16 protein-coding genes are annotated in these 17522 nt (G+C 65.1%); 10 read left to right on the forward strand and 6 right to left on the reverse strand.

The features are described 5' to 3' along the window. Nucleotides 1-143: 143 nt before the first annotated feature. On the reverse strand, nt 144-1187 hold the full coding sequence (locus GGD67_RS36645) for a LysM peptidoglycan-binding domain-containing protein (protein ID WP_179739729.1): 1044 nt from the start codon (nt 1185-1187) through the stop codon (nt 144-146). A gap of 179 nt (nt 1188-1366) precedes the next feature. Here GGD67_RS36645 and GGD67_RS36650 point away from each other — a divergent pair, with 179 nt between their 5' ends. Both GGD67_RS36650 and GGD67_RS36655 read left to right on the forward strand, forming a co-directional pair. Continuing rightward, a complete protein-coding gene (locus GGD67_RS36650) occupies nt 1367-2086 on the forward strand; it encodes a hypothetical protein (protein ID WP_409411134.1) in 720 nt (239 codons plus the stop codon). A gap of 231 nt (nt 2087-2317) precedes the next feature. Then, the gene (locus GGD67_RS36655; protein WP_179739731.1) at nt 2318-4981 is read left to right on the forward strand and encodes an EAL domain-containing protein; all 2664 of its coding nucleotides are present in this window, start codon (nt 2318-2320) and stop codon (nt 4979-4981) included. A 55-nt stretch (nt 4982-5036) separates the two neighbouring features. Here GGD67_RS36655 and GGD67_RS36660 read toward each other — a convergent pair whose 3' ends face one another. Both GGD67_RS36660 and GGD67_RS39845 read right to left on the reverse strand, forming a co-directional pair. Continuing rightward, on the reverse strand, nt 5037-5618 hold the full coding sequence (locus GGD67_RS36660; protein WP_179739733.1) for a hypothetical protein: 582 nt from the start codon (nt 5616-5618) through the stop codon (nt 5037-5039). Between the two features lie 136 nt (nt 5619-5754). Next, the gene (locus GGD67_RS39845; protein WP_256375112.1) at nt 5755-5877 is read right to left on the reverse strand and encodes a hypothetical protein; all 123 of its coding nucleotides are present in this window, start codon (nt 5875-5877) and stop codon (nt 5755-5757) included. A gap of 131 nt (nt 5878-6008) precedes the next feature. Between GGD67_RS39845 and GGD67_RS36665 the strand changes: the two genes are divergently transcribed. From GGD67_RS36665 to GGD67_RS36680, 5 genes are all read left to right on the forward strand, one after another. Continuing rightward, a complete protein-coding gene (locus GGD67_RS36665; protein WP_179739735.1) occupies nt 6009-6218 on the forward strand; it encodes a hypothetical protein in 210 nt (69 codons plus the stop codon). Between the two features lie 81 nt (nt 6219-6299). Continuing rightward, nucleotides 6300-6431 (forward strand): hypothetical protein, encoded by a 132-nt coding sequence (locus tag GGD67_RS39850; RefSeq protein ID WP_256375113.1) that lies wholly within the window; start codon nt 6300-6302, stop codon nt 6429-6431. A 127-nt stretch (nt 6432-6558) separates the two neighbouring features. Further along, nucleotides 6559-7701 carry a lactonase family protein gene (locus tag GGD67_RS36670; RefSeq protein WP_179739737.1) on the forward strand — a complete coding sequence of 381 codons (1143 nt, stop codon included), beginning with the start codon at nt 6559-6561 and terminating at the stop codon, nt 7699-7701. A gap of 72 nt (nt 7702-7773) precedes the next feature. After that, nucleotides 7774-7944 carry a hypothetical protein gene (locus GGD67_RS36675; RefSeq protein ID WP_018321596.1) on the forward strand — a complete coding sequence of 57 codons (171 nt, stop codon included), beginning with the start codon at nt 7774-7776 and terminating at the stop codon, nt 7942-7944. Nucleotides 7945-8198: 254 nt separating this feature from the next. Then, entirely contained in the window at nt 8199-9089 is an 891-nt protein-coding gene (locus GGD67_RS36680; protein WP_179739739.1) for an efflux RND transporter periplasmic adaptor subunit, read from the forward strand. Nucleotides 9090-9218: 129 nt separating this feature from the next. Here GGD67_RS36680 and GGD67_RS36685 read toward each other — a convergent pair whose 3' ends face one another. Beyond that, a complete protein-coding gene (locus tag GGD67_RS36685) occupies nt 9219-10067 on the reverse strand; it encodes a caspase family protein (RefSeq protein WP_018321598.1) in 849 nt (282 codons plus the stop codon). Between the two features lie 423 nt (nt 10068-10490). Here GGD67_RS36685 and GGD67_RS36690 point away from each other — a divergent pair, with 423 nt between their 5' ends. The 3 genes from GGD67_RS36690 to GGD67_RS36700 all read left to right on the forward strand — a co-directional run bounded on the left by GGD67_RS36690 (nt 10491) and on the right by GGD67_RS36700 (nt 14473). Next, entirely contained in the window at nt 10491-12218 is a 1728-nt protein-coding gene (locus GGD67_RS36690) for a hypothetical protein (protein WP_018321599.1), read from the forward strand. Nucleotides 12219-12453: 235 nt separating this feature from the next. After that, entirely contained in the window at nt 12454-13179 is a 726-nt protein-coding gene (locus GGD67_RS36695; RefSeq protein ID WP_179739741.1) for a thermonuclease family protein, read from the forward strand. A 106-nt stretch (nt 13180-13285) separates the two neighbouring features. Beyond that, entirely contained in the window at nt 13286-14473 is a 1188-nt protein-coding gene (locus GGD67_RS36700; protein ID WP_179739743.1) for an alanine--glyoxylate aminotransferase family protein, read from the forward strand. A 205-nt stretch (nt 14474-14678) separates the two neighbouring features. Here GGD67_RS36700 and GGD67_RS36705 read toward each other — a convergent pair whose 3' ends face one another. Further along, nucleotides 14679-15779 (reverse strand): hypothetical protein, encoded by a 1101-nt coding sequence (locus GGD67_RS36705; protein ID WP_179739745.1) that lies wholly within the window; start codon nt 15777-15779, stop codon nt 14679-14681. Further along, nucleotides 15779-17215, reverse strand: a complete 1437-nt coding sequence (locus GGD67_RS36710; protein ID WP_179739747.1) for an MBOAT family protein — start codon at nt 17213-17215, stop codon at nt 15779-15781. The genes GGD67_RS36705 and GGD67_RS36710 overlap by 1 nt, the downstream gene beginning before the upstream one ends. Nucleotides 17216-17522 lie beyond the last annotated feature (307 nt).

The raw sequence follows: 17522 nt of genomic DNA on the forward strand, positions 1-17522 counted from the left end.
GACGCGCCGGGGAACCAAATGTTCCTTGGGGATACAGGGCAAAGCGTCGCGGTTGATCTCTCAGGCTGGGCAATTGCCTGTGGTGCAGGATCGGCGCTCGGCTTCCTCTCCCGCAAGCGGGAGAGGAAGAGCAAGACCGCCCCTCACTCCGCCTTTTGCGGCATCACAAACGTCTGGCCGGGATAGATCAGATTGGGATTGTGGATCTTGTCGCGGTTGGCCTTGAAGATCACGGCGTAGCGGGCGCCGTCGCCATAGGCGAGGCGGCTGAGTGCCCACAGGCTGTCGCCGCGGGAGATCACCCGGCTGCCTGTCTCTGCCGGCGCAACGCTGAGGGCGTCCGCCGGCGATGCAGATGCAACGGTCGTCGCCGCTGGCGCCCTCGCCATGACCCGGGGCTTCGGCGCGCCGCCCAGCCTCGGCCGGACCGCGGGCCTTTCGGCTGTTGAGGCGAGGTGCGGCGAGGCCGACGGCAGGGATGCCACGACATCCGATTTGTCGTCCGGCTTCTCGGCCTGCTTCGAATCTTGCCGCACGTCTTGCTTCGCGACCGGTGCCGGACGCGCGGGCGGCGGCGCCGCGGCGGCGATGGTCACCGGCATGGTCCGGCTGGATTGCGTGACCGTGCCATCCGGCGCTCTGGCGCGGAGCGTCAATTCATAGGAACCGGCGGGAAGCTGCGGCGGGGTCATCACGAATTGGCCCGAGGCGTCGGCAGTCACCGTATCGAGCGGCTTGCCGTCGCGCAGCAGCTCGACCGTTGCCCCCGGGGCGGCCTGGCCCGCGATCACCGCGGCCTCGCCGTGATCGTCGACGCGGGCGACGTCGAAACGGGGGCCGGTGTCGGCGACCGCCGGCGGCGGCTTGACCGGTGCAAGATCGGCGAGCGCGGCCGTGACCTGCTTCTGGGTCTCGGCCAGCGCGCCCGCCTTCGGCTCGGGGGCTGGTGCGGGCGCAGGCGGCGTGGCGGCGGCAAGCCTTGGCTGTTCCGGTTTCGGCTCCGGCTTGAGCTCGGCCTTGGCTTCGACCTTGGGCTCGGCTTTGGCCTCGACCTTGGGCGTGGCGGCGACGACGGTCTTGGTCCCGTCCGGCAGCAGGCGGCGCAGCTCGGTCGGGCCGATCACCAGCACGGTGCCGACCAGGGCGAGCAGGCAAAGAGCAATGAAGGCCTTGGATGCGGTCATCATCGGAAAAGAACCTTGGATGGCAAATCAGCCGAGGGGGCAAGGTGCGCCGAATTGGCTGCGGCAGCAAGACGGTCGATGGGATGAGACCGCCGTCCCGGCACTCAGGGATGAACCGGCGCCACCCCGCCGGCGTCAAATCTCGCGAGACCGCATCGCGGCATTTTTTGAGGAATTTTCCCGTGACCACATTTTGCCGTTCCGCCCCAAATCTGGCGCTCGGTCTGGCCCTCGGGCTGGCGCTTGCCCTGACGCTCACAGCTTCCCCGGCGCTCGCAGCCTCCGGCCCGCCGCCGGGCTTCGTCCTCACCGACAATGCCGACCTCGCCTTCACCTCGCCCGACGGTGCCACCAGGCTCGAGCAATACATGAAGGACAGTGAAGACCTGTTCGAGGTCAAATGGCAGGTCTGGGCGCGACGCGGCGACCAGATGACGGAGCTGAAGCCGGAGCAGGGCTACGGCGCGGGCTTCCGCTTCACCAGCGACTCGCAATGGCTGGTGCGGATGCAGAAGACCGGCTCAGGCTCGCAGGATCTGTTTCTCTATCATGTCGAGAACGGCGCCTTCGTCAGCGCGACGAAACAATCACTCAGCGATCTCGCTTGGGCCTATTTCCACAGCCGTGCCGACACGAAGAAGATGAAGCTCGACTATCATATCTCGGCCAATCTGATGAAGGGCACCGAAACTGCCTATCGCTGGCTCGGCGTTGACTGGCCCAACAACCGCTACCTCCTGATCTCGCTGTCGGGCGAAATGGACAAGCATCCGAAGAACGTCGCCGTGAAAGGGCTCGCGGACTGGAAATGCCGCTATGACCTCAAGACCGGCCAGTTCGATGTCCCCAAGATGTTCGCCAAGGGCAACGCGGAAGCGCTGAACTGGGAGATCAAGCGGTGAATGGTGGTCTCGTAGGGTGGGCAAAGCGTAGCGTGCCCACCGATCACGTTGGATGATGCGGATAGGGGTCGTGGGCACGGCGCGAAGAGCGCGCCTTTGCCCATCCTACGGCAGCTTCCGCGATCGATGGAACCAACCCACTGATTCCGTTCCGATTCATAGTTCCCTAACCTTCGCTGGTAACGGGGTCTTGTCGGTTTTGCTGCACCTTGCATCCCACGGGAGGGCTGCATGGGCACATCGATCCGATGGACCGCGCGCATGCGCGCGCTGCTCCGTCGCTGGCGGGGAGCGCCACTGACATGGCTGATCGTCGGCGGCTTCGTGCTGATGGCCGCGACCGCAATCGGCACCGCGCTCACCGTCGACCGCTTCCGGCAGAATGCGATCGAGAGCGGCCGCGACAGCCTTGAAAACACCGTGCGCCTGCTGGCCCGGCATTTCGACCGCGAGTTCGAGGATTTCGCGGTGCTGCAGAAGAGCATCATCACCGAGCTCGAGAGCCGCGGCATCGAATCCGCCGACGTCTTCCGCAGCGAGATGGGCACGCTCGCCATGCACGAGGTGCTGCGTGCGAAAGCCAGCGGCTGGGCCGACGTTGCCGGCGCCAATGTGTTCGATGCCAGGGGCATGCTGATCAACTCGTCGCGGCGCTGGCCGGTCGCCGACGTCTCGGTCGCGGACCGCGGCTACTTCAACCGCCTCAAGAACGATCCGACCGCGCAGGAGGACGTGGAGGTGGTGCACGGCCGGATCGGCAACGGACCGGCGATCGTGTTCGCGCGGCGCGTGTCCGGCCCGCATGGCGAATTCCTTGGGGTGGTCTCGCGCGCGATCGCGCCCGAGCAGCTCGAATCCTTCTTCGCCTCGACCGGGCTCGGTGAGGAATCCTCGATCGCGATGCATCACCAGAACGGTCAATTGCTGGCGCGCGTTCCGCGCGTCGATGCGATGATCGGGCAGAACTTTCGCAAGGGCACGCCGGAGCAGATCGCGGTGTTCGACCGCACCTTCGTCTCGATGCAGATCGCCAGCCCGATCGACGGCAAGGACCGCATCGTCGCCTCGCGCCTGCTCGCCGGCGAGCCGCTGGTCGTGGTCGCGACGAAGTCGCTGGATGCGACGCTTGCGACCTGGCGCACGCAAACGAAATTCTTCGTCACCATCGCCGTGCTGTCGATCAGCCTGCTGGTGCTCACGCTGTCCCTGATCTTCCGCCAGGTGACGCACCGGCTCTCGCTGGAGAAACAGCGGCTCGACACCGCGATGAACACGATGACGCAAGGGCTCCTGATGTTCGATCAGGACGAGCGGCTCATCGTCTGCAACCGGCGCTACATCGAGATGTACGGCTTGTCCCCCGAGGTGGTGAAGCCCGGCGCCACTTTCCGAGACGTGATCCGGCACCGCCATGACACCGGCTCGTTCCACGGCGACGTCGAGACCTATTGCGACGACATTCTGAGCCATATCGGGCGCACCCAGAGCGCCATCGTAGAGACCGCGGATGGCCGCCTGGTCGAGATCAAGAACCAGCCCGGCGCCGCCGGCGGCTGGCTCGCGACCCACGACGACGTCACCGCGCGCATCCGCGCCGACGAGCGCATCGCGCATATGGCGCATTACGACGCGCTGACCGACCTGCCCAACCGCGTGCTGCTGCGCGGCCATCTGGAGCGGCGCGTCGCCGAGCTCAGCCAGGGCAAGCCGTTCGCCATCCTCTATATCGACGTCGACGAGTTCAAGGGCGTCAACGATTCGCTGGGACACGAGGTCGGCGACGAGTTGCTGCGGCAGGTGGCGAACCGGCTGCGCGCCTGCGTTTCCGGCAACGACCTCGTCGCGCGGCTCGGCGGCGACGAGTTTGCCATCGTCAAGGCCGGTACTCGCGATCCGGCCGAGCTGTCGGCGCTGGCGGAAGATATCCTCAAGGCGTTGCGCGCGCCGGTGGACTGCAAGGGCCAGGACATCCCGACCGATGCCAGCATCGGCATCGCGATCGCGCCCGACCACGGCGACAATCTCGACGACCTGCTCAAGCGCGCCGATCTTGCGATGTATGCGGCGAAGTCGGAGGGGCGCCGCACCTACCGCATCTTCACGCCGGAATACGACGCCAAGGCGAGGCTGCGCCGGCAGCTCGAGCTCGATCTGCGTCAGGCGCTGGCTCGCGGCGAGTTCGAGGTGCACTACCAGCCGCTGGTCGATCTCGCGGCCAATGTCGTGACCGGCTGCGAAGCGCTGCTGCGCTGGCGTCATCCCGAGCGCGGCATGGTCTCGCCCGCGGACTTCATTCCCGTCGCCGAAGACACCGGACTGATCGGGGAGATCGGCGAGTGGGTGCTGAAGCAGGCCTGCCGTGAGGCCGCGTCCTGGCCCGGCCAGATTCACATCGCCGTCAACGTCTCACCGGTGCAGTTCCGCTCGCGGACGCTGGCGCTGAAGGTCGCGGCCGCGCTCGCGGAGTCCGGACTTGCGCCCGGACGGCTCGAGCTCGAGATCACCGAGACCGTGCTGATCCGCGACGACGAGGAGGCGCTGACGATCCTGCAGCAGTTGCGCGAGCTCGGCGTGCGTATCGCGCTCGACGATTTCGGCACCGGCTATTCGTCGCTGAGCTATCTGCACCGCTTCCCGTTCGACAAGATCAAGATCGACCGCAGCTTCATCAGCGACATCGGTCAGTCCGAAGATTCCTCGCCGATCGTGCAGGCCGTGGTGCACATGGCCGCCGCGCGCCACATGGCGACGACCGCCGAAGGCGTCGAGACCGAAGCCCAGCGCGAGGTGCTGCGCCAGCTCGGCTGCAGCCAGATGCAGGGCTGGCTGTTCAGCCCGGCCGTGCCGGCGGCGAAATTGAAGCAGCTGCTGGCGACGCAGGCGGTTGCGGCTTAGCGGCACCACGTCTGGCTTTAAGGCCAAATCCGGACTTGATGAGCCGCACCCCTGCTCAACAAACTCTTGGTTGCTGGTTTGCCTCGCTCGTTACCGTGAGGAAGTGCTTGATCGGCTCTAAGGCGTCAATGGCTGGAATACTCTCGCAGGCCTGGGCGCTTGAACACCAGGGATACGGCAAGGCCGCGAGCCATTGCATGATCGGCTTCGACATCTCGGCTGGAAGTACACTCATGACTTCGATTTCGATCGCGAGCTTCTCGACGCGGCCGTCATGGCCGGAACCGAAGCGCCAGTCATAGCGTCCGCAGCCGACGCGAACCGCACCACCTTGCCTTGCCGACATCCCGACGAGCCAATCGCAACGGAAACGCGGTAGCTGCTGTGAGGTCGGACGGGAGAGGCAAAAAGTCCGGACGTTCTGGTATTGATCGCCGAAGCTCGTCACCAGTACGTCGGTAACTTGCTCCAGCCCTTTTGCGGAGCTTGGGAATGAGATGGCGTCGGTCTTTACGACCATCTCCAATTCGCAGTCTGAGGCAAAGGCGTCCCTCATCATCTGCGGTCGATTGCCATCCTTTGCAAAGACGTACGTGCTGATCGCGTCGGCGGCGCTGATGGGTGCGGATGGGCTCATTCAATTTCCCCTGGCACATCCAAGCCGGACCAAAGCCGGCGCCGGCGATTGAAGCTGAACAAGCCGATCGAGACAAGGCTTCAAGGCGTCCGCAAAGGGTCACAGGCGGTCATCGCCGACGACTCCTCGCGCGGGCTCAGAGCTTCTGTTTTGCCGCGGTGATCTCGACGAACTCCGCGTCGGGGTGGCTGACGATGGTGGCGACCATGATGCCGCTGATGATCAGCGACCAGGCGGTGTTCCAATAAATCCAAAACACGAGCCAGCCTCCGTTTTGATCTGTCACGCCCGCGGGACCGGGGTAACGGCACAGCGATGCCCCCGTTCCCGACGCGCGGCGCGGCACGGCCGCGCGGCGAGGCGCTATTTTGATTTGGTCGGCGGCGAGGCGTGATCGGTTTGGCCGGTGTGGCGCTTTGCCACGACGTCCTCATCGTGTTCGCCTTGGTGTGGGCGCGGCGGCGACTTGGGCTGGCCGGCTTGACCGCCATGTTTGCCGCCCATGTCGGGCTTACCTTCGAGATCGTTTTCACGGGGCATGCCGGTTCAATGCGCTCGCGCGGCATTGGTTCGCCTTGCGCCCGCCGTTTTCGCCTGTGAACGAGTTCATAGGATTGCCGCGGTTTGCAGTGCACGATTCCGGGTGCCCCGCGACTTCATGACAGCGACGGATTCGACCAGATGCGGAAACGGCTCATCGCCTGGACCATCCTGACGTCCGCTCTGGTTGCGGTCGCGGTCTGGGCCGTGCTCGGACCACCCGCGCATCCGTCCAGCCCGCATCTGCCCTCCCGGACCGCGGCGATGCGGTAGTCCCTCCCCCGCGACCGATACAATTTCGGCATCGATCAATCCCAACTGGAATTTGGTGCGGCGGCGCGCCGCCCGCTATCCTCGCCGGCAAAACGACAAGGCCGCGACCGGCCCTCAGGAGGAGCCCATGTTGAGACCGACCCGACGCATCGCATCCAAAGCACCACGCGCTGCAATCGCCACCACCCTGTTCGCAGCCCTCACTCTCATTTCTGGAGTCCACGCCGGCATGGCCGAGACCTTCGCCTATGTCGGCAACGCCGACAGCAACGACATCAGCGTGTTCAAGATGACCGAGAGCGGCGAGATGATTCCGGTGCAGACGGCCGCCTTCAAGGGCGTCGACAAGCCCGGCTCGTCGACGCCGCTCGCGATCACGCCCGACCGCCGCGTGCTGATCGCCGGTGTCCGCTCGCAGCCGTACCTCGCGGTCAGCTTTGCGATCGATCCCAAGACGGGCCAGCTCAGCCCTATCGGCAGCGGCCCGCTCGCCGACAGCATGGCCAACATCGCCGTCGACCGCAGCGGCAAATTCCTGTTCAGCGCCTCCTATGGCGGCAACAAGGTCGCGCTGAATCCGCTTCTTGCAAACGGCGTCGCCGGCGATCCGAAACAGGTGATCCCGACCGGGCTGAACGCGCACGCCTTCCTGCCCTCGCCCGACAACCGCTTCGCGTTCGCGACCAATCTCGGCTCCGATCAGGTACTGGCCTTCGCGTTCGATGCCACGGCCGGTACGCTGACGCCGAGCGATCCGCCAGCCCACAAGGTGCCGGAGAAATCGGGCCCGCGGCACTTCGTATTCCATCCCAACGGCAAGTTCGTCTATCTGATCCACGAGTTGAACGGCGACGTCGCCGCGTTCACCTACGAGGCCAGGAGCGGCGCCTGGGACGAGATCCAGCGCACCACCGCACTGCCGGAGGGCTTTAACGGAAAAGGGTCTGATAAGAAGCCTTGGGCCGCCGACATCCACATCACTCCGGACGGCCGCTTCCTCTACGCCTCCGAACGCACCACCAACACGCTCACCGCCTACAAGGTCGATGCGGCCAGCGGCAAGCTGACCACGATCGGCAGCGTGCCGACCGAGAAGCAGCCGCGCGGCTTCCACATCGATCCGACGGGGCGCTACCTCGCCGCGGTCGGCGAGCTCTCCGACAGCATGACGGTCTATGCGATCGACCAGGGCAGCGGCGCGCTGGCCAAGCTGAAATCCTACCCCACCGGCAAGAAGCCGAACTGGGTGGAGTTCCTGAACCTGCCGTGAGGGAGCGCCGCCGCCGACCTACGTAATCATCCGTAATTTCGGAAAGCGCGCCTTGTCGTCATATCATCGGTCATGGACCGTCAGATCGTCTTCAAATGCCCGCAGACCGGCATGAACGTGCAGCATCGGCTCGGCGACGAGCCGGCCGACCGCACGCATGTGTCGGTGTCCTGTCCGGCCTGCACGCGCCTGCATTTGATCGACCGGGCCAACGGCAAGCTGCTGGGAGAGCGCCGCGGCTGACGCGCCGTTTACCGCCCGCGCCGCGACCTGCGCCGTTGACCGATGAGAGGACCGTGATCGACGGCACTTTGGAGTAGTGCCGACCCGCGGCGCGCCGCCCGGGAAATGCGAACCTGTTCTCCAATCCCGCGACTAATCAAAGGCTTGCTGCGTCGGCCCGCGGTGGCGTGGCCTTCTTTTTGAGACAACGCTGCCGTAGTCCGCAGCCCTGCCATCTGCTATCGATTGGAGGCATAGAACCCGTGGAATTTCCGATGCGTCATTTGCCCCGTGCCGTTGCTCGAAGCCTGTGTCCCGCAGCCGTCGCCGGCATGCTCATCCTCGGTCCATATCCGGTTCGAGCCGCCGATGACGACGCGCCCAAGGGGCCGGCGGTCACGGTACTGAAAGTCGCAAAGTCCTGCTTCTCCGACATCGTCGAGGCCACCGGCACGATCATCGCGCGGGAGGAAACGTCGGTGCGGCCCGAGCGTCCGGGCCTGAAGGTCACCGACGTGCTGGCGGAAGCCGGCGACACCACCACCGCCGGCCAGGTGCTGGCGCGGCTGGCGCTGCCCGAGGGCGGCACCCTGCAGGTCACCGCGCCGGTGGCGGGCGTGATCGCGACGTCGACCGCCCAGATCGGCAATTTGGCCTCGGCCAAGGGCGAGGCGCTGTTCACGATCGTGGCGCGCAGCGAATACGATCTCGTCGGTCTGGTGGCGACCACCGATATGCGCAAGCTCGCGGTCAATCAGCCGGCGACCGTGCGGATCGCGGGCGCCGGCGACATCGACGGCAAGGTGCGCCGCATCGGCCCGACCGTGGAGCCGAACATCCAGCAAGGCATGGTCTATATCGGCATCTCCTCGCAGAAGCGGCTGCTGCTGAAGGCGAGCGGACGCGCGCTGATCAAGACCGGGCAGAGCTGCAACGTCGCGGTGCCGCTGACCGCCGTGCAATATTCATCCGCCGGCACCGTGGTGCAGGTGATCCGCCGCAACCGGGTCGAGACCAAGCGGGTCGAGGTCGGATTGATGTCGGGCGGCAATATCGAGGTCCGCGACGGCCTCAACGTCGGCGATGTCGTCGTCGCCCGCGCCGGCGCGCTGCTGCGCGAAGGCGATCCGGTACGCCCGGTGATGGCCGCGGAAGCAGCGAAGTAGCAGGCGATCTCGTAGGGTGGGCAAAGCGAAGCGTGCCCACGTCTTCTATCGAGATGACGGAGAAAAATGGTGGGCACGGCGCTTTGCGCCCTTGCCCACCCTACGAGAGCTCGCGCGCCCTCGAAAAAACTAGCCGCCGGCTTCGCCGAAATGGACGTCTTCGAGCAGCGAGGAGGACACGGTCGGGACCTGATCGCCTTCGCTGGCGCGGGAGATGGCGACGCGGGTCTTGTTGAAGACGCTTTCGGCGCTGCCCTTCGCACTGAGGTTGTTCAGGAACTCGCTGACCAGCACGCTGTGCTCGCCCTTGCCGTCGTCGACGACCTTGCCGGGCGAAGCCGAGGACAGGATCAGCGCATTGTCGGACGCGTTGATCGGCGCGAGGCCGTGGCTGTAGGAGCGGAAGCGACGCTCGTAAGGGTTACGGCGAGAGGCATCGACGACGACGAGCTTGGCCTTGGCGCCCTGCTCCTTCATCATGTCGATCACGCCGTCGATCGAGACGCCCTGGCGGCGGACGTCGCTTTCCTTCCAGATCACGGCATCGACCGGCAGCATGTAGCTCTCGCGTCCCGCCTGCACGCCGTAGCCGCCGAAGAACAGCATGACGACGGTGTCGCGCTTGATCCGGGACTTCAGGCGATTGACGGCGCGAACCATGTCGTCCTTGGTCGCGTCTTCCACCATGTCGACGTCAAAACCGTTCTTGCGCAGGGACGAGGAGAGGGCGCGGGCGTCGTTGATCGACTGCGTCAGCGGCGCGCTGGCGTCGGGATAATGTCCATTGCCGATGACGAGGGCGAGGCGCGAGGTCTGGGCGATCGAGCCCGTGATCTGGTCGGTCGAGACGGCCTTGGCGGCGTCGATCGCGCGCATGTTCAGAGCAGCATGGGCGCCGATCACGAGCGACACCGTGCCGATGAGGGCCGCGGCCAACGCGATCGTGCGTCGGGAAATGTCGAGCTGCCTAACATTCATCTCGCTTCATTCCTGTCAGTGCCAAAGACCAGCCAAGCGCGCGCACACTGTTTGAGTAGCGCGATAGCGTCTTTAGGTTTGAGGGATTGGCCGGGGATGTGCCCCCGAATTGCGCGCAATTTGCGGCGCCGCACCAAACAAACCCTTAACCGGATATCGCCTCCCCGGCAATAGATTGCCCAAAAATTGAGCTAAGCGACTGAAGATGTTCGTTAATTCTCCAAGCTAGATTTGTGCGTTTTTGCCCCCTGGCACCCCATTTCGAGCCTCGATCATGCAGCCTTCGTGCCGGCTTTTTCCGTGACCTCCATCACATTTGTATTTCCTGCGAATCCGGGTAGCCTTTTCAACGACTTGGCAAGGGGGCGGCGCGCAGATGGGAGCGTGCCGGCCCCCGACCAAGGCCCCGCGACCAGGTATTTCATGAGCCTTCATTATTTTGCCGGCGCCGCCTGCCGGGCGCTGACCGCCCGGAAGGACGGCCCCTCGCTTTACGACGTCTGCGACCCCGTATTGTCTGTCACGGCCAGCGGCGATCCGCATCTGGCCAAATTCTACAAGACCGCGCTCGGCAATCCCGCGTTGCGGGTGCTGCTGCGGCGGGCTGGACTGCCCGAGCTGCGTGACGAGGCCAGGCTGACGGCGCTGCGCCAAGCGCTGGTTCGCGCCCGCGACGAGGCCGAGCCCGATTGGGCGGCGGTCGGCCAGCCGGTCGCCGATCTCGTCGACAGCATCGCGCTCGACCACCCCAAGCCGCCGCCGGCCATGTTCACCGGCTCCGCGCCGCCAGAGGCGCAGATCGACGGCGTGATCCGCGACTGCGCGCAGCATCTGCTCGGCTCCTACCGCAAGAACGGTTTCCTGCCGACCTACGCCGCCTTCAACCTGATCGGCGATCCTGATTTCCGCGGCCGCGAGCTGATCATGGCGCTCACGGGCCTCAACGCGCGCGGCTACAAGAATTCCTCGCTGCTGTTCAACCTCGCCCGCGTCTTCATCGCGCGCTCGCCAGCCCGGGCCGTCGTCAATCCGCCCTGGCGAGGGGTCGCCGAGCCGATGTGGGAACCGGTGCAGATCCGCCACCGCTCGGCCTATTACGATGCGTTCTTCATCGAGGCGCTGCTCAGCTATGGCGAGACCGGACTCGCCTCCCAGGCCGACAAGATTGCGGCCGAACGCGCCATCGCCGACATGGTGAATTTTTGCGTCAACATCAGCCGCGAGGAGGTCGAGGGCATCGACGGCGCGCGCTTCAACGTCGTCACCGCGCTGGCGCCTCCGCCGCATCCGCGCTTTTCCCGTTACTTCGCGCAGATCAAGCAGGATCTCGGCTTCGGCGTTTACGTGCCGGATTGCGACACCACGGCCTGCTCGATCTCGGCCGCGACGCAGGCCGGCTGCCTTGATGAGATCATCGACCAGCCGCTGCTGGATTTCTACGCCGGCTACCAGGTGCGCGCCGGCGTCAACGAACCGCGCGTGACCGTGCCGCTCAATGACAATATCGACTATGAGGGCGGCGTCGCGACCTGGATCGACAATCTCAAGGGCGAGCGTCCCTATGGCAACGATCTCGATCCGACGCTCAATCTCGACATTCTCGAGGTGAGCTTTCGCAACCTCGCGCGCTGGAAAGTCCTGGAGACGCCGTCGCGGCTCGCCACGGTGCATCGCATCATCGGCTTCCAGAAGCGGCTGGCGGCGAGCGGCGCCTTCGCCAATCCGCGCTCGCACATTTACTATCTGCCCGAGCTCTACAGCGCCTATTTCGGCCGCTGCTATGCGGCGTTCCTGGCACTGCCGCTGGCCGCGCAGGCCGCGATCGATCCCGCCGGCGATTTCGACTTCATCCGCCATCGCGTGCTGTCCTACGTCAAGGGCGAGCTGATGGCCGCTGAGATGAACGTGTTCGACGCGGCGCTGGCGCTGATCGCGCTCGGCCATCTCGGCGCCGACCCGCGCGCCTTCGCACCGGCGCTGAACGTGATCGTCGCCGGTCTCGGCGAAGGCGGCCGCCGCGGCCCGTTCCGCGCCTATGAGTGGAACAAGATGAAGACGCCGACGCGGATTTTGGTCGGCGGGCCGGAGGTGACATCCGCATTCGTGCTGATGGGGCTGGCGGTGGCGAAGCGGGCGATGACGGGGCGGTGAGGGTGAGTGCCTCAGACACGGTGCCGTAGGGTGGGCAAAGGCGCCCCTTCGCGCCGTGCCCACGATCTCTCGCCACGAAAGACATCGTGGGCACGCTTTCGCTTTGCCCACCCTACGAGACCTTCCGTGATGACGGGAAGTTGAAAGCCTATCTGTTAGGCATACGCTGGCCCGACGGCCAAAAGCCGACCACAATTGCGCGATCTATCGAGATTTTCATCACACGCGGACCGGCATGCTGCGAAAAATCCTGATTGCGCTGTCCTTGCTCGCCCTGCCCTCGCTGGCTGAGGCCACCGACATCACCGGCATGGCCAAGGTCCGCGCCGGCGATGCCGTCGTGATCGGCAACACGCGGATCCGGCTCGGCGGCATCGACGCGCCTGCGGTCGACCAGCTCTGCCTGAACACCAAAAGCGAGCGCTGGACCTGCGGCGTCGCGGCGCGCGACGAGCTCGCCAAATATGCCGAGGGCAAGAGCTGGGTCTGCCACACCCGTTCAATCGACCGGCGCGGCCGCACTGTGGCGCGCTGCGAGGTCGGCGGCGAGGACATCCAGAAATGGCTGGTGCGCAGCGGCTGGGCGCTTGCCTACACCCGCATCTCCAAGGACTACGAGCCCGACGAGGCCGCTGCGCGCGAGGCGAAAGCCGGGATGTGGCAGGGCGCCTTCATCGCGCCCTGGGACTGGCGCGTCCGCAACAAGAAGACCGCCATCCTCGGCGCCACCAAGCCGCCCGACGGGGCGCATGCGGTGCTGCTCGCCTCGGCCTCGGGACCGGTCGCGCCTTCCCCGGACTGCACCATCAAGGGCAACGTCAACAGCGCCGGCGAGTGCATCTTTCACCAGCCGACCAGCCGCTGGTACACCCAGATCAAGATGAAGATCAGCAAGGGCACTCGCTGGTTCTGCTCGGTCGAGGAGGCAGAAGCCGCCGGCTGCCGCGAGACCAAGAGATGAGAACCCCAGACCTGCGTTTTGCGTGCTTTTCTTGGGGGTCCACGGCGCGTAAAACGTGAATCAGCAATCCCACCAGTCCGTTCTCAAGCAACAAGGACCAACAGCAATGACCGTTCGCGCGGGCCGGGAATTTCTGGCCATCCCCGGGCCCACCACGATGCCCGACGAGGTGCTGCGGGCGATGCATCGTCCGGCGATCGACATCTACTCCAAGGAGATGCTCGACCTGACCGAGAGCCTGCTCAGTGACATCTCGAAACTGTTTGTGACCAAGGGTAAGTCCTACATCTACATCGCCAACGGCCACGGCGCCTGGGAAGCGGCGCTGAGCAACGTGCTGTCGCGCGGCGACAAGGTGCTGGTGCTGGAGAGCGGACGCTTCGCGATCGGCTGGGGCAATGCGGCAGCGCTGATGGGCGCCGAGGTCGAGGTGCTCAAGGGCGACTGGCGCCGCGCAGTGCGGCCGCACGAGGTCGAGGAGCGCCTGCGCCGCGACAAGGAGCACACCATCAAGGCCGTCGTCGTGGTCCAGGTCGACACGGCCTCGGGCGTGCAGAACGACATCGAGGCGATCGGCAAGGCGATCAAGGCGAGCGGCCATCCGGCGCTGTACATGGTCGACACTGTCGCCTCGCTCGGCTGCATGCCGTTCGAGATGGACAAATGGGGCATCGACGTTGCGATGTCCGGCTCGCAGAAGGGCCTGATGACGCCGCCCGGCCTCGGCTTCGTCGCCGCCAATGCGCGTGCGCTCGAGGTGCACAAGAAGGCCGACATGTCGACGCCCTATTGGAGCTGGAGCGAGCGCGAGGGCACAGAGAATTATCGTAAATACGCCGGCACCGCGCCGGTGCATCTCTTGTTCGCTTTGCGCAAGGCGATCGACATGCTGCACGAGGAAGGCCTGGAGAACGCCTTCCGCCGCCACAGCCTGCTCGGCGAAGCCGCACGCCGCGCGGTTGGCGCATGGTCGGAAGGCCAGGTGCTCGGCTTCAACGTGGCGGAGGCGAGCGAGCGCTCCAACACCGTGACCACGGTGACCATGAGCAACGGCCACGATCCCGCGGTGCTGCAACGCTATTGCAAGGACAAGTGCGGCGTCGTGCTCGGCACCGGCATCGGCGACCTCTCGGGCCAAGCCTTCCGCATCGCCCATATGGGCCACGTCAACGCGCCGATGTTGCTCGGCACGTTAGGGGTGATCGAGATTGGCCTGAACGCGCTGAAGATCCCGCACGGCAAGGGCGGACTGGAAGCGGCGGTCGCGTATCTCGGCGAAGAGGTGGCGGTGTAGAGCGCCAGCCACAAACGCCACTGTCGTCCCTGCGAACGCAGCGCTCCTTTCTTCCTTCTCCCCTTGTGGGAGAAGGTGGCGCGAAGCGCCGGATGAGGGTTGTCTCCGCAAACTCAATTTCGAGATCGATTCGCGGAGAGATACCCCTCACCCGTCTCGCCGCTCCGCGGCGAGCCACCCTCTCCCACAGGGGGAGAGGGGAAGATCAGCGCGCGACACGATACGCCTCGACCTGCGCCTTCAGCTCATCCAGCGACGCCGTCGGCGTCTTCGGATCGACGCGATACTCCCCGCTCGCCAGCCACTGCAGCACCTTCGCATCGACGACCGGCGAGTGGTGGATGACGTCGCCGTAATTTTCGAGGTCGTGCGTCACCGCCTTGATCGCGCGGAAATCGTGCAGGCGCACATTGGGAAGCTGTGTCAGGCGCTGCGAAATGACTGCCGTCAGATCGGTGACGATCTTCAGCGTCTCGGGCGAGGCATCGCGCATTGCAACGAATTGCAGGATCGAATAGGGCGGGAAGTAGATGTCGAAGGTCACGTCGGGGTGGCGCGCGATCAGGCCGACGGCATCGCGCTCGAAATGCCTGACCATGGCGTCATAGCCGTAGCCTTCGCCGAGAAAACGGCTGCGCACCGGGCTCGTGATGTAGGCGAAGGCGGCGAGCGTCCTCCTGGCATTGTACTCGCGAGCAATGTCGAAATCCCGCGGCAGCGCGTAGATGTCGTCGACATCGGCGAACGCGAACTTGACGGGAAGAAACGGCGCCGCGCGGGTCAGCGGCCCTTGCAACGGCGGGACCGACCGCAGCAGCGTGAACAGGGACTCTTTCGCCATCGCGGCGCTGAACAGATAGGATGCGATGCCCTTGGCCGTCCCGCGATAGAGATCGACGGACAGATAGGGATCGGCCTCGATGTCGGCCGCATCGACGAAGATGAAATCGTCCATCGCCCAGATCACGCGCCTTGCGCCGCCCGCGATCGCCTGCTCCAGCACGAAGGCCTGCTGGCGTGAGTTGGAGCCGGTCATCGCCAGCTTGAGCGAGCGAACGCCGAGCGCACGGTCGATGTCGCTCTGGCGGAAATGGATCGCGAGCGAGGTGCCCATGAAGGCGGTGTCGAACGACTGGCTGCGGATCAGTCCGGCATTCTGCACGCGCGTGTCGTCGGAATAGAAGGCGGTGCGCGAGGGGCGAAACAATTGGAGGGGATCGACGACGTAGGTGAGCACGGCCGCACTAAGCACGAATGCGACGCTCGCGAGCAGAAGACGCTTGAGACTGGTGAACGGCCTGCGCATCAGAACCGGAAATAGATGAATTCGCTGTGGCTCTGGATGCCCAAGATGCCGAATGCAAGCACCAGCGATGCGCCATAGAGAAACAGCGGCCGCATGCGCCCTGCCCGCAAGCTCTCGCCGACCCGGCGGTTAGCGTGATCGAATCCCAGGATGCCTTGCGTGTTCGGCGCCAGCCACACCAGCGCGGCGTAGACGGCGACCAGCACCAGCGCCGCGATCTCCTCGCGGCCGAAGACGATGTTGGAGGGATCGGCCATGGCGCGGAGCACCCGCAGCGCCCACGCAACGCTCTCGGCGCGGAAGAACACCCAGGCGACGACGACGGCGAGGAAGGTCAGCACTGCTCCGGCGATGCGGGCCGGGCGCGTGAGAACAGATGGGATGTTCGGCATCAGCGCGTTGAAGGCGTGGTTGACACAGAGATAAGCGCCGTGCAGCGCGCCCCAAATGACAAAAGTCCAGGCGGCGCCGTGCCAGAGCCCGCCGAGCAGCATCGTGATCATCAGATTGACGTAGCGCAGCACGCGGCCGTGGCGGTTGCCCCCGAGCGGGATGTAGAGATAGTCGCGAAGGAACTGCGACAGCGTCATGTGCCAGCGGCGCCAGAACTCGACGATGCTGGTCGCCTTGTAGGGCGAGTTGAAATTGACGGGCAGGAAGATGCCGAACATCAGCGATATCCCGATCGCCATGTCGGAATAGCCCGAGAAATCGAAATAGAGCTGGAACGTGTAGGCGAGCGCACCACACCACGCCTGATCGAAGCTCGGCGAGCGCGCCTCGAAGGCGAGCGCGACCAGTGGCTGGATGCCGTCGGCAAGACAGGTCTTCTTGAACAGGCCGATGGCGAAGATGATGACACCGCACAGCATCAGATGTCCGTCCGGATACTTCGCCTCCTTCCGCTCGAATTGCGGGATCATGTCCTTGTGGTGGAGAATGGGCCCGGCGATCAGATGCGGGAAATAGGTCACGAACAGCGCGTAATGCGGCAACGCATAGGCCGCGACCCGCCCGCGGTACGCGTCCACCAGGAAGGCAATCTGTGTGAAGGTGTAGAAGGAGATGCCGACCGGCAACAGGATGTGAGCCGCAAGATGCGAGCCGAACAGTGTGTTGATGTTCTCGGCAGCGAAGCCGGCATATTTGAAGATGCCGAGCACGAGCAGATCGCCGACGACACCGAGTGCGAGCGCCGCCTTTCGGTGTGACGGACCGAGCTTCGCCACGATCAGGAGATGGCCGACGCCGTAATTGAAGCCGATCGACAGCAGCAACAGGGCCACGAACTGCCAGTTGCCGATGGCATAGAAGGCGAGCGAGGCCAGCGCCAGCCAAATCACCGGCGTGAAATTGCTGCGCCGCCCAAGCCAGAAATAGCCGACCAGCACGGCGGGGAGGAACAGCAGGATGAACGAGTAGGAATTGAACAGCATCAGGCTGGACCGGCGGCGGGGATTTTGGTCCGTAAAGCATACAAGGGGCCGGTCAACAACCCGGCAGGCTTGGCGGAGTCGTGCTGGCAATTCGCAGAAGCGGGACGATATAAGGGAACGCGGCGAGCCGCTTCCTTCCCCCTCTCCCCGCATGCGGGGAGAGGGTCGGGGTGACGGGGAGTCTCCGCAAGGACGGTGAGAGTTGGACTCGCGGAGAGTCCCCCTCACCCGGATTGCATCTTTGATGCAATCCGGCCTCTCCCCGCAAGCGGGGAGAGGCGAAGCAGCGACGTCGGACACGAATGAG

The organism is Bradyrhizobium sp. IAR9 (assembly GCF_013408065.1).
GTDB lineage: Bacteria > Pseudomonadota > Alphaproteobacteria > Rhizobiales > Xanthobacteraceae > Bradyrhizobium.

What these genes read in the sequence shown, in the direction of transcription:
- GGD67_RS36645 (WP_179739729.1), bottom strand. Translation starts at nt 1,187, where the DNA reads ATGATGACCGCATCCAAGGCCTTCATTGCTCTTTGCCTGCTCGCCCTG.
- GGD67_RS36655 (WP_179739731.1), top strand. Translation starts at nt 2,318, where the DNA reads ATGGGCACATCGATCCGATGGACCGCGCGCATGCGCGCGCTGCTCCGT.
- GGD67_RS36660 (WP_179739733.1), bottom strand. Translation starts at nt 5,618, where the DNA reads ATGAGCCCATCCGCACCCATCAGCGCCGCCGACGCGATCAGCACGTAC.
- GGD67_RS39850 (WP_256375113.1), top strand. Translation starts at nt 6,300, where the DNA reads ATGCGGAAACGGCTCATCGCCTGGACCATCCTGACGTCCGCTCTGGTT.
- GGD67_RS36670 (WP_179739737.1), top strand. Translation starts at nt 6,559, where the DNA reads ATGTTGAGACCGACCCGACGCATCGCATCCAAAGCACCACGCGCTGCA.
- GGD67_RS36675 (WP_018321596.1), top strand. Translation starts at nt 7,774, where the DNA reads ATGGACCGTCAGATCGTCTTCAAATGCCCGCAGACCGGCATGAACGTG.
- GGD67_RS36680 (WP_179739739.1), top strand. Translation starts at nt 8,199, where the DNA reads ATGCGTCATTTGCCCCGTGCCGTTGCTCGAAGCCTGTGTCCCGCAGCC.
- GGD67_RS36685 (WP_018321598.1), bottom strand. Translation starts at nt 10,067, where the DNA reads ATGAATGTTAGGCAGCTCGACATTTCCCGACGCACGATCGCGTTGGCC.
- GGD67_RS36690 (WP_018321599.1), top strand. Translation starts at nt 10,491, where the DNA reads ATGAGCCTTCATTATTTTGCCGGCGCCGCCTGCCGGGCGCTGACCGCC.
- GGD67_RS36695 (WP_179739741.1), top strand. Translation starts at nt 12,454, where the DNA reads ATGCTGCGAAAAATCCTGATTGCGCTGTCCTTGCTCGCCCTGCCCTCG.
- GGD67_RS36700 (WP_179739743.1), top strand. Translation starts at nt 13,286, where the DNA reads ATGACCGTTCGCGCGGGCCGGGAATTTCTGGCCATCCCCGGGCCCACC.
- GGD67_RS36705 (WP_179739745.1), bottom strand. Translation starts at nt 15,779, where the DNA reads ATGCGCAGGCCGTTCACCAGTCTCAAGCGTCTTCTGCTCGCGAGCGTC.
- GGD67_RS36710 (WP_179739747.1), bottom strand. Translation starts at nt 17,215, where the DNA reads ATGCTGTTCAATTCCTACTCGTTCATCCTGCTGTTCCTCCCCGCCGTG.